This is a genomic window from Streptomyces malaysiensis subsp. samsunensis (assembly GCF_024519315.1).
Lineage (GTDB): Bacteria > Actinomycetota > Actinomycetes > Streptomycetales > Streptomycetaceae > Streptomyces > Streptomyces malaysiensis.
Window position 1 is genome coordinate 1 of record NZ_JANIIC010000002.1, and the last position, 14,681, is coordinate 14,681.

Annotated in this window: 7 protein-coding genes; 4 read left to right on the forward strand and 3 right to left on the reverse strand. The window is 71.1% G+C overall.

Annotation, left to right across the window (positions count from 1 at the left end):
* On the reverse strand, window positions 1-1,564 hold a 1,564-nt coding region (locus NQU54_RS01300; RefSeq protein WP_257629351.1), incomplete at its 3' end, for a type I polyketide synthase.
* A 41-nt stretch (window positions 1,565-1,605) separates the two neighbouring features.
* On the reverse strand, window positions 1,606-8,844 hold the full coding sequence (locus NQU54_RS01305) for a type I polyketide synthase (protein WP_257629352.1): 7,239 nt from the start codon (window positions 8,842-8,844) through the stop codon (window positions 1,606-1,608).
* A 242-nt stretch (window positions 8,845-9,086) separates the two neighbouring features.
* Between NQU54_RS01305 and NQU54_RS01310 the strand changes: the two genes are divergently transcribed.
* The 4 genes from NQU54_RS01310 to NQU54_RS01325 all read left to right on the forward strand — a co-directional run bounded on the left by NQU54_RS01310 (window position 9,087) and on the right by NQU54_RS01325 (window position 13,664).
* Entirely contained in the window at window positions 9,087-9,899 is an 813-nt protein-coding gene (locus tag NQU54_RS01310; RefSeq protein WP_257629353.1) for an SAM-dependent methyltransferase, read from the forward strand.
* A 756-nt stretch (window positions 9,900-10,655) separates the two neighbouring features.
* Entirely contained in the window at window positions 10,656-11,411 is a 756-nt protein-coding gene (locus tag NQU54_RS01315) for an AfsR/SARP family transcriptional regulator (protein WP_306278264.1), read from the forward strand.
* Window positions 11,412-11,436: 25 nt separating this feature from the next.
* Window positions 11,437-11,667, forward strand: coding sequence for a DUF5988 family protein (locus NQU54_RS01320; protein ID WP_257629355.1), 231 nt, complete (start codon window positions 11,437-11,439; stop codon window positions 11,665-11,667).
* A gap of 86 nt (window positions 11,668-11,753) precedes the next feature.
* Window positions 11,754-13,664, forward strand: coding sequence for a Xaa-Pro dipeptidyl-peptidase (locus NQU54_RS01325; protein WP_257629356.1), 1,911 nt, complete (start codon window positions 11,754-11,756; stop codon window positions 13,662-13,664).
* 96 nt (window positions 13,665-13,760) lie between these two features.
* Here NQU54_RS01325 and NQU54_RS01330 read toward each other — a convergent pair whose 3' ends face one another.
* Window positions 13,761-14,612, reverse strand: coding sequence for a class I SAM-dependent methyltransferase (locus tag NQU54_RS01330; RefSeq protein WP_257629357.1), 852 nt, complete (start codon window positions 14,610-14,612; stop codon window positions 13,761-13,763).
* Window positions 14,613-14,681: the final 69 nt, after the last annotated feature.

Consider the following 14,681-nt stretch of genomic DNA (forward strand, 5'->3'; position numbering starts at 1 on the left):
ACTCAAACACCGACCGCGTACTGACCAACGACCACCCCACATCCACCACCGACAACCCCGAATCCCCACCCACCCGCTCAACCAACCCCGCCGCCTGCCCCCGCAACGCCTCCGCACTACGCCCCGACACCACCCACGGCACCACCCCACCCACCTCAGAGGACACCGACCCCACATCCCCCTCAGGCGCCTGCTCCAGGATCAGATGAGCGTTCGTACCGGAGATGCCGAACGAGGACACCGCCGCTCGGCGTGGTCGCTCCAGGCGGGGCCACTCCACCGGCTCGGTCAGCAGCCGCAGGCCGCTGCCGTCCCAGTCCACATGTGGGGTGGGCTCGTCGAGGTGGAGGTTCGCGGGCAGTTGAGGGTGCCGGAGCGCCATCACCATCTTGATCACGCCCGCCACACCGGCCGCCGCATGCGTATGGCCGATGTTGGACTTCAGCGAACCCAGCAGCAGTGGCCGGTCGGCGGGGCGGTGCTGGCCGTACGTGGCGATCAGGGCCTCGGCCTCGATCGGGTCGCCGAGTTTGGTGCCGGTGCCGTGTGCCTCGACGGCGTCCACATCGCTCGGCGTCAGCTGGGCGTTGGCCAGCGCCTGGCCGATGACGCGTTCCTGGGCCACATCGTTGGGCGCGGTGAGGCCGTTGCTCGCACCGTCCTGGTTGATCGCCGAGCCACGGATCACCGCGAGCACCCGATGCCCGTTGCGCCGTGCCTCCGACAGCCGTTCCAGCACCACCAGGCCGACGCCTTCGGAGAAGCCGGTGCCGTCCGCGTCGGCGGCGAAGGATTTGCATCGGCCGTCCGGGGCCAGTGCGCGCTGCCGGGAGAATTCGGTGAACATGATGGGGGTGGCGAGCGAGGTGACTCCGCCCGCCAGGGCCAGGGCGCATTCCCCCTGCCGCAGGGCCTGCACCGCCAGGTGCATGGCCACCAGCGAGGCCGAGCATGCGGTGTCGACCGTCACCGCCGGCCCCTCCAGGCCGAAGGTGTAGGCCACCCGGCCCGAGATCACACTGGTGAGTCCGCCCGTGGTGGCGTAGCCCTCGAATCCCTCGGGGATGCGCGGGGCCCGGGAGAGATAGTCCTGGCTGGACACACCGGCGTAGACACCGGTACGTGTCCCCTTCAGCGACACCGGATCGATACCGGCCCGCTCCAGGGACTCCCAGGCCATCTCCAGCACCAGCCGCTGCTGCGGGTCCATGGCGAGCGCTTCCCTGGGGCTGATGCCGAAGAACGCCGCGTCGAAGCGGTCCGCCTCGACGAATCCGCCCTGGCGGACACAGCTGGTGCCGTAGTGCTCCGGGTCGGGGTGGTAGAGGTTCTCCAGGTCCCAGCCACGGTCCGTCGGAAAGTCCCCGATCGCGTCGACACCGGAGACGAGCAGCTCCCACAGCTCCTCGGGCGAGGTGACCCCGCCGGGGAAGCGGCAGGCCATGCCGACCACGGCCACCGGCTCCTGGGAACGCTCCTCCATCTCGCGCAAGCGCAGCCGCGTATCGTGCAGATCGGCGGAAACGCGCTTGAGATACTCGACCAGCTTCTCTTCGTTCGCCATGGGGGTCACCCGGCCTTCAGCGATCGTCGCGCCCGGCACATTCAGGACACACCAAGCTCGTTGTCAATAAACTCAAGGACCTGATCCGCGGAGGCGGACTCCAGTCTTTGTGCCGCGCTCATTTCATCCGTCGGCTGCCGTGGCAACCGCGTGCTCGTGTTCGGAGGGACGGTCGCGGTGGAGGTGGCGGCGGTGCCGTCGGGCGACAGCCGCCGCACAAGGTGGTGGGCGATGCCTTCCGGGGTCGGATATCTGAAGATCAGGGCCGCGGGCAGCCGCAGTCCCGTGGCCGCCGCGAGGCGATCGCGCAGTTCAACAGCGGTCAGGGATTCAAAACCCAGCTCCTTGAAGTTGGCGTCGGCGTGCACCGCCTCGGCGTCGGTGTGCCCCAGCACGGTGGCGGCGTGGTCGCGCACCAGGCCGAGGAGCGTGCGATACCGATCGACGGCCGACAGCCGTGCCAGCCGTGCGGCCCAGTCGACGGACGACACTCCGGTGGCGGCAGCGGCCCGCCGCCGTACACCACCGCTGCCACCGCCGTCGGTGGCCACCCGGCCGGTGTTCAGGGAGCGCAGCTGATCGGCCTCGGCGGGGCGCAGCACCAGCGCGTCGATCGTGAGCACCGGGGCTCCCACGGCGTCCGCGACGACGACCCGCAGTTCACGCTCGCCCTCGGCGGCCCGTGAACCCGGGGTGAGTCTGACCCGTACGGCGGTGGCCTCGGCCGCCCACAGGGACACGCCGCTCACGGTGAACGGCAGCCACATCCGCTCCCCGGTGTGCTCCGGCCCGGAATCGAGGTGGCCGGTCAGCAGCGTCGGATGCAGCGCCGCGTCCAGCAGGGCGGGGTGGATGCCGAATCCACCGGGGTCTCCCGCGGCCTTGGGCAGCTCCACATCGGCCACCAGATCCGCGCCGTCCCGCCATACCGCGCGCAGCCCCTGAAAGGCCGCCCCATAGGCGTATCCGGATGCGGCGATCCGTTCGTAGAACCCGTCGGTGTCCATGAGCTCTGCTTCGGGTGGCGGCCATGTCCCGGGCAGCTCCGTCGCTCCGCTTTCCGGTACGGCGGGGCCGAGTACGCCCACGGCATGGCACATCCAGTCGGTGTCCCCGCCCGTGCGAAGCGCCTCTTCGGGCAGGGAGTAGATCGCGAGGTCGCGGCGCCCGTCGTCGGCGGGCGGGCCGACCATCACCTGGACACACCGGCCGCCCGTCGTGGGCATCACCAGCGGCAACCGCAGGGCGAGTTCCTCCACCGCACCGCAGCCGGACTCGTCGGCCGCCCGCAGCGCCCACTCCATCAGGGCGGCTGCGGGGACCAGGGCCACGCCCGCCACCACATGGTCGGCGAGCCATCCGTGCGTCTGTGGGGACAGACGTCCCGTCAGCACATGGCCACTGCCGTCGGCGAGCCGCACCGCGGCGCCCAGCAGCGGATGGTCCGCGGCGGCCAGGCCGAGGGCGCGGGGGTCCCCGCCGGGCCCGCCGGGGGCGTCCAGCCAGTAGCGCCGCCGCTGGAAGGCATACGTGGGCAGATCGACCGTACGAGGCGTGGGGTCGGCCGGGAAGGCGGCCGACCAGTCCACCTCTGCCCCGGCGAGGAACGCCCGCGCGACCGACTTGGTCAGCTGGGCCAGGTCGCCGTGGTCCCGCCGCAGAGTGGGCACCGCGGCGGCGCCACTGTCCGCGTGCTCGAAGCTCTCCCGCATCGCCATGGTGAGGGCGGGGTGGGTGCTGGCCTCGATGAACACCCGGTGTCCATCGGACAGCAGCCCCTCGACGGCATCGGCGAACCGCACCCGCTCCCGCAGATTCCGCACCCAGTAGCCCGTGTCCAGAACGGAGACATCGGCCCGGCCACCGGTCACCGTCGAATAGAACGCCACCCCGGACCCGGACACCTCGACCGGCTCAACTCCCCCGAGCAGCTCGGTGAGTTCGTCCGCGATCTCATCGACCTGGGGGCTGTGTGAGGCATAGTCCACCTCGATCAGGCGCGCCCGCTCCCCCGCCTCCCGGCAGGCGGCCACGGCCGCGGCCACCTGCTCCGGCGGCCCGGAGACGACGGTGGACTCGGGGCCGTTCACCACCGCCACCACCACCGCGGCGGCCCGCTCGCCGAGCCCGGACAGCAGTTGCTCCGCCCGCTCGCGGCCCAGTGCCAGCGAGGCCATGGCCCCGCCTCCGGCCAGCCGCCGCAATGCCTTGCTGCGGAGCGCGACGACCTTCGCGCCGTCCTCCAGGGACAGCGCTCCCGCCACCACGGCCGCGGCGATCTCGCCCTGACTGTGGCCCACCACGGCGGCGGGGCGCACACCGTACTCGGCCCATACGGCGGCCAGGGACACCATCGCCGCCCAGAGCACCGGCTGTACCACATCCACCCGGCTCAGCTCGGCGGCGCCTTCGGCGCCCCGCAGGACATCGGTGAGCGACCAGTCGACATGGGGTGCGAGTGCTCGTTCGCACTCCGCCACCCGGGCGGCGAACACCGGTGAGGCGTCCAGCAGTCCGGCACCCATTCCGGCCCACTGCGAGCCCTGGCCGGGGAACACCAGCACCGGGCCCGGGTCGGCCGCCGCACCGGAGCGGGTGACGTCCGGGCCCACCACGCCCGGGTGGGATGCGTCGGCCGCAAGTGACTGGAGGGCGGCGGTGAGTTCCTCCGGATCCCCGCCGACCACCACCGCGCGGTGCTCGAAGGCCGTCCTGGTGGTGATCAGTGACCAGCCCACGTCCAGAGGCGATGGCGTGTGGTCGGCTGCCGTACGAGCGGCCAGCTCCCGGGCCTGGCCCCGGAGGGCCTCGGCGCTCCGGGCGGACAGCACCCAGGGCACCGGCCGGTGGTCCTCATCCGTCCGCGCGCCACCGGGGGCGGGGCCCGGCTCGGGGGCCTGTTCCAGGATCAGATGGGCGTTGGTGCCGCTGATGCCGAAGGAGGACACTCCCGCGCGCCGGGGGTGTTCGTCACGCCGCCACTCCACCCGCTCGGTCAGCAGCCGTACCGCGCCGCCGTCCCAGTTGACGTGCGGGCTGGGCGCGTCGATGTGCAAGGTGGCCGGCAGCAGTCCGTGGCGCATGGCCATCACCATCTTGATGACGCCCGCCACTCCGGCCGCGGCCTGGGTGTGGCCGATGTTGGACTTCAGCGAGCCCAGCCACAGGGGCCGGTCCCCGGGCCGCTGCCGGCCGTAGGTGGCGAGCAGGGCCTGGGCCTCGATCGGGTCGCCGAGGGTGGTTCCGGTGCCATGGGCCTCGACGGCGTCGACCTCGGACGGCGACAGCCGGGCGTCGGCGAGGGCCTGGCGGATCACCCGCTGCTGGGAGGGGCCGTTGGGCGCGGTCAGCCCATTGGAGGCGCCGTCCTGGTTGACGGCCGAGCCACGGATCACCGCCAGCACCCGATGGCCATTGCGCCGGGCGTCGGACAGCCGCTCCAGGAGCAGCAGGCCGACGCCCTCGCCCCAGCCGGTGCCGTCGGCGGCCGCCGCGAACGGCTTGCACCGCCCGTCGGGGGCCAGGCCACGCTGGCGGGAGAAGCCGGTGAACATGCCGGGCGCGGCCATCACCGTCACCCCTCCGGCCAGCGCCAGGGCGCACTCCCCCTGCCGCAGTGCCCGTACCGCCAGATGGACGGCCACGAGCGAGGACGAACACGCCGTGTCCACCGACACCGCGGGCCCTTCCAGGCCGAAGGTGAACGCCACCCGGCCGGACGCCACGCTCGGGGTGCCACCGGTCAGCAGATGGCCGTCGAGTCCCTTGGGCGCCTCGTGCAGTCGGGGGCCGTAGTCCTGGGACGTCACGCCGACGAACACCCCGGTCGGGCTGGACCGGAGGGCGGTGGAGCGGATGCCCGCCCGTTCGAAGGTCTCCCACGCGGTTTCCAGCAGCAGCCGTTGCTGGGGATCGGTGGCCAGCGCCTCCCGGGGGCTGATCCCGAAGAACTCCGCGTCGAATTCGGGTGCGTCGTGGAGGAAGCCGCCCTCGTGGGCGTGGCTGGTGCCGGGGCGTTCCGGGTCGGGGTCGAACAGTGCGGCCAGGTCCCAGCCGCGGTCGCGGGGGAACTCCCCGATCGCGTCCGCGCCCTCGGCCACCAGCCGCCACAGGGCCTCGGGCGAGTCGACCCCGCCCGGGTAGCGGCAGCCCATGGCCACCACGGCGATCGGCTCGTCGGCATCGCGCGGTGCGGGGGCCGTTGCCGCGGGTGGGGTGGCGGACGCGCCGGGGGCGGGGGCGATCTGGGCGCGCAGATGGTCGGCGACGGCCAGGGGCGTGGGGTGGTCGAAGGTGAGCGTGGCGGTCAGGGGCAGCCCGGTGGCCGCGCCGAGCCGTTCGCTCAGTTCGGTCGCCGCGAGCGAGTCGAAGCCCAGCTCCTTGAAGGTGAGGCCGGGATCGATGGCGCCGGGGTCGGAGTGCCCGAGGACGAGGGCCACATGGGTCCGCACGGTGTCCAGCGGATCGCGGTCCGGCCCCGCGCCGCCGGGCCCGGCCGTCTCTTCCGTGGGCGGCGCCGGGTCCGGGGCGTCGTCCGTCCCGGAGGTGTGTGTGGACCGCGCGGTGGATTCGGGTGTGGTGCCGGGCCAGTGGCGGTCGCGCTGGAAGGCATACGTCGGCAGGGCGACGCGCCGCCGGGGTTGCCCGCCGCAGGCTCGGTCCCAGGCCACATCGGCGCCGTGGACATACGCCTGGGCCATGGCGGCGGCGAAGGTGCGTACCTCGGGACGGTCGCGGCGCAGCGCCGCCACGGCGGCCGGGCGCGGCCGCCCGGGAGCCGGTGCCGGTTCCGGCCGTGCGGTGAGGCATTCGCGGGTCATGGCGGTGAGCGGGGCGTCCGGTCCGAGTTCGAGGAAGGTGGTGACCCCGGCGTCCAGGAGGGTGTGCACACCGTCCATGAAGCGCACCGCGTGGCGGGCGTGCCGGGCCCAGTAGTCCGGTGAGGCGAGCTCCGAGGCGGTGGCGAGCCGTCCCGTCACATTGGAGACGAGGGGGATGGCCGGTGCGGAGAAGGTCAGCCCGGCGGCGACGGCGCGCAGTTCGTCGAGCATGCCGTCCATGTGCGGTGAGTGGAAGGCGTGGCTGACCTTCAGCAGCCGGGCCTTGCGGCCGCGTTCGCGCCAGACGGCGGCGGCCTCGTGGACGGCGTCGTGGTCACCCGAAATCACCACGGAGGAGGGGCCGTTGACGGCGGCGATGTCCAGCCGGTCCGCCCATCCGGCGAGAAGTCCGGCTGCCTCGTCGGCGTCGGCGTGCAGCGCGGCCATGGCGCCCTTCGCCGTGACCGCCTGCATCAAACGGCCGCGGGCGGCCACCAGGGCGCAGGCGTCCGGCAGGGTGAGCACACCGGCCACATGGGCGGCGGCGATCTCGCCGACCGAGTGGCCCATCAGATGGCCGGGGGTGATTCCCCAGGATTCGGCCAGCCGGTACAGGGCCACCTCGATGGCGAACAGCGCGGGCTGGGTGTACGAGGTGTGGTCGAGCAACGCCGCCCGCGGCGAGGGGGCTTGGGCGGTCAGCACCTCGCGCAGCGGCTCCGTCAGCCGTTGGTCCAGGCAGTCGCACACCTCGTCCAGCGCCGTGGCGAAGACCGGATGGGCCGCGTACAGCTCACGGCCCATGGCCGCCCGCTGGCTGCCCTGGCCGCTGAAGAGGAAGGCGAGGCCGCCGTCCATGGTCCTGCCCCGCACCACTCCTGCGGTCTCCGTGCCCTCGGCCAGCGCGTTCAGCCCGCTCAGCAGCTCGTCCAAGCCCTCGCCGAGGATCACTGCGCGGTGGCCGAAGGCGGTCCGGGTGGTGGCCAGGGAGTGTGCGATGTCGGCCGGGGCGAGGTCGGGGTGGTCCGCGAGGTGGTCGCGCAGCCGCCCGGCCTGGGCGCGCAGCGCCTTGGGGGTCTTCGCGGAGATCGGCCAGGCCACCACGGGAGGCGAGGGGGACACTGGCAGGGGCGCGGACTCCGGCGCGGGTGCTTCGCCGAGGACCAGGTGGCAGTTGGTGCCGCCCATGCCGAAGGAGCTGACCCCGGCGAGCAGTGGCCGGTCCGGGTGGGGCCAGTCGGTGAGCCGGTCCTGGACCCGCAGTCCGAGCTCGGTCAGCGGGATCCGCGGGTTCGGGGTGGTGAAGTGGAGGCTGGCCGGGAGCCGGCGGTGCTGGATGGCGAGGGCGGTCTTGAGCAGTCCGACGATGCCGGCGGCGCCTTCGAGGTGGCCCACGTTGGTCTTGGCGGAGCCGACGGGCAGCGGTGTGCCGTCCGTCCGGACGGTGCCGAGCGCGGCGCCGAGGGCCGCCGCTTCGACGGGGTCGCCGACGGGGGTTCCGGTGCCGTGCAGCTCGATGTACTGGACCTCGTCGGGTGCGACTCCGGCCCGGCGGTGTGCGGTGCGCACCACGTCCTCCTGGGCCGCCGCGCTGGGGGCGGTCAGCCCGTCGGTGGCGCCGTCGTTGTTGACGGCCCCGGCGTGGATGACGCAGTACACCGCGTCGCCGTCGCGTACGGCCGCGGCCAGGGGTTTGAGCAGTACCGTCGCACCGCCCTCACCTCGGACGAAGCCGTTGGCGCGAGCGTCGAAGGTGTGGCAGCGGCCGTCCGGCGAGAGCCCGCCGAACTGGGCGGCGGCGGCCGCCATGCTGTCCTCGGTGAGGATGAGGTTGACGCCAGCGGCCAGCGCCAGGGTGCACTCCCGGCGGCGCAGGGCCTCGCAGGCGGTGTGCACGGCCACCAGTGAGGAGGACTGTGCGGTGTCGACGGTGAGGCTCGGGCCGCGCAGACCGTAGCCGTAGGACACCCGGTTGGCGATGATGCTGCGGTGGACGCCGGTCATGGCGTGCCGGTTGGCCGTGGCGGTGTCCCGGCGCAGGAGGGTGGCGTACTCGTCCCAGATGGCGCCGACGAACACACCGGTGGGGCTGTCCTTCAGTGTTCCGGGGCGGATTCCCGCGTCCTCGAACGCCTCCCAGGCGAGTTCGAGCATCAGCCGTTGCTGGGGGTCCATGGCCGTGGCCTCGCGGGGCGCGATGCCGAAGAAGGCGGCGTCGAAGGTGTCGACGCGGTCCAGGAAACCGCCGTACCAGGTCGGGGCCGGCCGGTCGGGGACGTCGGTGGTGGCGGTGCCGGTCCGGCGGCGGTCGTCCGGCAGGGTGGTGATGGCGTTCCCGCCCTGCCGCAGCAGCCGCCAGAAGGCCGACGGGCTGGGTGCGTGCGGCAGGCGGCAGGCCATGCCCACCACGGCGATGGGCTCCGCGTGCTGGGGTGTCCGGGTGGGCGCGGCGCTATCCATCGCACCCCATACGGCGCTCGGAGAACCTCTGCGTGTTCTTGGTCATGGGCGGCACTCCCGCTCCGGATTGATGATCGGTGCGAGCACGTGGCCCATCGTGGTGCGCGGCTCTAAAGCAAGACCAAATGGGCCACGGCCGGTGACTTTAGAGACGCGTTACCGGAACCCCTGACCATCGCTGGACGGGTGAGCCTTTATGTGCCGTTGGCCGACCCGATCTCGGAGCACACAGGAGGAGTGTCATGACATCTCCATCGGCCGTGCCGCCAGGCGACACGGTGTCGGACTACTACAGCTCGCTGGGACCGCTTCTCCAGATGGCGTGGGACGACAACTTCCACTTCGGCTACTGGGACGGCCCGTCGGATACCAGTTCGGTCCAGGAGGCCACCGACCGCTTCACGGATCTGCTGATCGAGCGGCTGCGGGTGGGGCCCGGGGACCGGGTGCTGGATGTCGGATGTGGTATCGGGAAACCGGCGATGCGGGTGGCGACCTCCACCGGCGCCGATGTCCTGGGCATCACGATCAGTGAGCTCCAGGTCAAACAGGCTGCCGGATCCGCCCGGTTGGCCGGGCTGTCCGACCGGGTGGCATTCCAATACGCCGACGCCATGGCCATGCCTTTCGAGAGTGCGGCTTTCGACGCCGTACTCGCATTCGAATCGATCAATCACATGGACCGCCCGACCGCTCTGCGGGAGATGGCCCGTGTGCTGAGGCCCGGAGGGCGGCTGGTGCTCACGGATGTCACTCCGCCGAGCGACGGCAGTTACCGGCCGGACGACGATCCCGGTGTGGTCACCTCGCTGACCCGGCTGGAGGACTGGCCGCGGCTGGTCGATGACGCGGGGCTGGTGCTCGACGAGTTGACCGATGTCACCGAGAACACCAAGGACACCGCCAACCGGATGATCGACGGCATCCTGCGCTGCCGCCGGGAGTTCGAGGCGCGCCACGGGGTCAGCGTGCAGGAGGTACTGGACGCCGCCAAGTCGGCACTGCCCACCGTGCCCAGCGCCGGCTGCGCGATCGTGGTGGCGCACAAGTCCTGAATCCGGCTCCGACGGCAAACCTGACGGTTATTCGAGAAACCTTCATGGGTCCCGCGCAGCCGGAATTTTCCGCTCCTCATCAAAGCGGTGACAAGGGGACCCAAGATCTCGCAAGACGTGCTTGTCCCGGCCTATGTGATCCGCGTATTCTCATTCGCGGACTGCAACACCTCAGGTGCGGGATATCCGGACCCCGATCTTCCGGACTGTATTGCGAATACCCGCTCCGCACCGTCGAGGACGCCGCCTCGAGGGCGCGTATATCTGGATTCTAGGTGAGGTGGGTAGTCATAGGACTCGCTTACGATGTGGGGCACCTGCCGAAGGCGTCGATCTCGTCCGTCCTCTGATTCCTCGGCAGGTCCGCGATAAAAGAGGGGTGAGTAATGGCAGTCGCGAACAGCGTGCGGCAGTGGATCCGGCGGCACCGCCCGTCCCCGTGCAGTGAGGCTCGGCCGGACCACTTTTCACACGCAAGCGGCTCGGCAAGCGCCCACTTCCCATCCCCTTCGGGATCGCCGAACGCCGGGGACGCGGCAATTCCCGCGCACCGCCCGGACGGCCGGGGCCGGCGATCGGCATGGACCGCAAGAGCCCGACCCGCACATTCGTTCGCCTCCGGAAGCAGATGGACCCCGCCCTCGAAATCGAGAGAACACACGGATAACCCCGCGGGCAATTCCGGCAAAGGCGCCGACTGTCCCATTACCGCACTCGTCGGCGACTCGGATGGGGCACATCGTGCGATATGAGATCATGGGACCTCTCCGTGTAGTGGAGGGGGAGCGGAAATTAACCATCAGGGCGCGGAAGATCGAGGTCCTGTTGACCGTTCTCCTCGTCCGCGCCGATCAAGTGGTCCCGATCGACCAGCTCATCACGGAGATCTGGGGGGAGGATCCGCCGCGGCGGGCGATCGCCGGGCTTCATGTGTATGTCTCCCAGATCCGTAAGTTCCTGCGCCGGCCCGGTCAGAGCGAAAGCCCCGTTCTCACCCGCCCCCCGGGATATGTTCTGCGGCTGGGCCCCGATCGCCTCGACTTCCACTGTTTCGAGCGGCTGGTGTGCGAGGGCCGGGATCATCTCAGGGAGCGGCGCTACCAGCAGGCCACGGCCTCCTTCGAAAGCGCGCTCGACCTCTGGCGCGATCCATCGCTGGACGATGTATGCCATGGACCGATCCTCGAAGGCTTTCAGACCTGGCTGAAGGAGGCCCGGCTGGAATGCATCGAGATGCTGACGGATTCCCGGCTCATGCTCGGCCGCCATCGCGAGCTGGTGAGCGATCTGTACCAGCTGACCACCGAGCATCCTTTACGGGAGGCACTGCACCGTCAGTTGATGCTGGCGCTCTACCGCTGTGGCCGCCGGGCGGACGCCCTGCATGTGTACCAAGCGGCGCGAAAGACGCTCAACGAGGAACTCGGGCTCGAACCGTGCCGGGCCCTCCAGGACATGCAGCGGGCCATCCTCACCTCGGATGACCGGCTGGAGCTGCATGTGCCCGCCTGAGGAAGACCGCGTAAGGGGGTGAACAATGAGCGATCACGTCAGTTATGTGTCCGAGGGCAGCCCGATCGAGGTCGTCCTCGAGGGCGGACCGGAGGATCTGCCCCGGGCATTCCGGACCGGGCGGTCGACCCTCATCAGCAAGAAGCTCAAAATCCAGCATCGCAATGGATACGAGCACTTCGAACTCGTCAACGACTCCACTGACATCACCACAGCGATCTTTCGCTGGACCATGCGTACGAAAATCGCCGAGTAGCCTCCATGGCTCCGGAACCCCGGGGTCGCCGGCCGGTCACCACCGGCCGCTGATCCCGGGCCGGGGGCCGTGGCCAGGAGGTCCGTATGCGCACTTCACGATGGAGCGGGGTGGTGGTCGCCGCGCTCACGATGTCGACAGCCCTTGCCACCCTGCCCGCCGGGCCCGCGTCGGCCCGGACATCCGCCGGGCCCGGCGGCCCGGCCGGCACCAAGGTGGTGGACGGCCGTACCCAGCCGGTGTTCTCGTACCAGGACGCCGTGCGTGAGCACCTCATGGTGCAGACGCGCTTCGACAGCGACGGCGACGGCCACAAGGACCGGGCCGCGGTGGACATCATCCGGCCCAACGAGACCCGGCAGGGGCTCAAGGTGCCGGTCATCATGTCGTCCAGCCCCTACAACGACACCGTGGGCCGCGGGTTCGAAGCGGAGCGCAAGGTCTATGACGCCCAGGGCGCCCCGGTCAAGTTCCCTCTCTTCTACGACAATTACTTCGTACCGCGCGGCTACGCCGTGGTCGATGTCGATGTGACCGGTACCGGCAGATCCGACGGCTGTATGACGGTCGGCGGCGCCTCCGATGTGGCGGCCGCCAAGGCGGCCATCGACTGGCTGGGCGGCCGCGCCACGGCGTACGCGGCCGACGGCAGCGAGGTGAAGGCCACCTGGTCCACCGGCAAGGTGGGCATGATCGGCCACTCGTACGAGGGCACACTGGCCAACGCCGTGGCGGGCACCGGGGTGGAGGGGCTGGAGACCATCGTCCCGATCTCCGGAATCAGCTCGTGGTACGAATTCGCCCGCACCAACGGCGCCAAGCACTGGAACGGCTTCGCCTCCTATCTGACGACCGCGCTGGACTCCGATCCGCCCCAGAAGTGCCAGGCGGTGCGCGACCGGCTTCAGGCCGGTGAGGACGACGCCACCGGCAACTACAACGCCCACTGGAGCGAGCGCGATTACATCGCACGGCCGGCGCCCGAGGTGGGCAAAGTACGCGCGAGCGTCCTCGCGGCGCATGACATCAACGACTACAACGTCCGGATCAACCAGTTCGCCAATTGGTGGGCCCCGCTGGCCGAACGCGGAGTGCCACGCAAGCTGTGGCTGGGCCGCTATGGGCACACCGATCCGTTCGACTGGCCCGGCCGGCGCGCGCAGTGGGTCGACACCGTGCACCGCTGGTTCGACCACTGGCTCTACGGCGTCCGGAACGGAATCATGGACGAGCCCCGGGTCGATGTGCAGACCGGCCCGACCACCTGGACGACCCGGGCGGACTGGCCCTCGGGCACCTCTTCGGTGCCCCTGCACCCCGGGCCCGACGGCTCGCTGGCGCTGAGCCCCACGAGCGGCACCGGGACCTTCACCGACACCAAGCTGAGCGAGGCGGATCTCACCGCCGACCCGTCGGCGAGCCGTCCTGGACGGCTGGCGTTCCTCACCCCGCCACTGCGCACCGGGGTTCGGCTCTCCGGGACGCCCACCGCCGACCTGCGGGTCACGCTCGACAAACCGACGTCGAACCTCACCGCGCTGCTCGTGGACTACGGCGAGGACGAGCGGATCGACTGGAACCGCAACGAGCCCCAGAACAGGATCCACGACGGGCTGCGCGGGCTGGACGAGGAGTCCTGCCACGGAGAGGGAACCGCCCAGGACGACGCCTGCTACCAGCAGACCGCCAATGTGACGGCGCGCAAGCCCTCCGAGGTGATCGCCCGCGGCTGGATGGACGCCCAGAACCGCCACTCGACCACCACCCCGGAGCCGCTGACCCCCGGCCGTGCCTACCAGATCACCTGGCAGACCCTGCCGGGCGACTACGAGATCAAGCCGGGCCATCGGCTGGGGCTGGTCCTCGGCGGCACCGACGCCGACTTCCTCTACTTCGAGGAGCCGACCGGGGCGAAGGTGACGGTGGACCTGGGCGGCAGCCGGGTCACCGTACCGCTGACCGCCGCCGATGGACTCCGCAACTCCCTTCGCCAATAGGCGAGTTGCCCCACCAGCGCATGGACGGAGCCCGGGCCGCCACCGGCGGTCCGGGCTCAGCGCCGAATCCAGGCGGTCAGCCCCGGCTCCAGGCACTCACCCCTGGCTCCAGGTGTGGATCACATGGGCACCCAGGTCCGGGTGCTCATCGCCCATGCGGTGGCCGCTCTCGTACCGGGCCGCGAGGTCGCGGTAGCGGATGTCCTCCGTCTCCGAGAAGCCCAGCCGACGCAGTTCACCGGCGAGTTCCTCCGGAGTGAAGAAGCTGAGGAAAGGCTCACCGGCCTTGGCGGCCCACTCCGCGCGGGCCTCGTGCACGGCGCGTTGCTCCGGTGGCAGCACATCCGGCGGCTCACCGTAGTCGAAGACGACTCCGGAGCCGTCCGGCAGTCCCGCGATGAAGCCGAGCGTGTCCAGTACGGCGGTGTGCGTCAGATACGGCACCACCCCGAGCCAGATGAAGAACGCCAGGCGGGCCGGGTCGAAGCCCGCCGCCGTCAGCCCGTCGGCCAGGCCCTGCCGCTCGAAGTCGACCGGTGCGAAGGTCAGCGACGGCGGTATGGGGATCTCCGCGGCGGCCAGCCGGTCGCGTTTCCACTTCTGGGTCGCGGGGTGGTCCACCTCGAACACCCGCAGACCGTCCGCCTCGTACGGATTGCGGCAGCCGAAGGTGTCCAGCCCCGCCCCCAGCGCCACCGCCTGCCGTACCCCGCGCACCACGGCGGCCGCCACGGCGTCCTCGGCGAACCGCGCACGGGCGGCCACGGACAGCCGCACATCCTCGCGCCCCGGGTGGAAGGCCGCCTCCAGGACGGGATCGTCCGCGTCGGCGGCGAGGATGCGGAGCGCCAGGGGATCGCGGAACACCCGGCCGCCCTCGAGTTCCTGGTGGGCGGCGCGGAACGCGGCCGCGCCGCGGGCGGTGGCGCTGGGCCGGCCGATCTGCATGGAGCGTCCTCCCCCGAGGGCCCGCCGTATGTCGCGAGCGGCACAACCCATGGTGTCAGCTCCACCCCC

Coding starts and splice junctions, on each gene's coding strand:
- NQU54_RS01305 (WP_257629352.1), bottom strand. CDS start 8,844: ATGGATAGCGCCGCGCCCACCCGGACACCCCAGCACGCGGAGCCCATC.
- NQU54_RS01310 (WP_257629353.1), top strand. CDS start 9,087: ATGACATCTCCATCGGCCGTGCCGCCAGGCGACACGGTGTCGGACTAC.
- NQU54_RS01315 (WP_306278264.1), top strand. CDS start 10,656: ATGGGACCTCTCCGTGTAGTGGAGGGGGAGCGGAAATTAACCATCAGG.
- NQU54_RS01320 (WP_257629355.1), top strand. CDS start 11,437: ATGAGCGATCACGTCAGTTATGTGTCCGAGGGCAGCCCGATCGAGGTC.
- NQU54_RS01325 (WP_257629356.1), top strand. CDS start 11,754: ATGCGCACTTCACGATGGAGCGGGGTGGTGGTCGCCGCGCTCACGATG.
- NQU54_RS01330 (WP_257629357.1), bottom strand. CDS start 14,612: ATGCAGATCGGCCGGCCCAGCGCCACCGCCCGCGGCGCGGCCGCGTTC.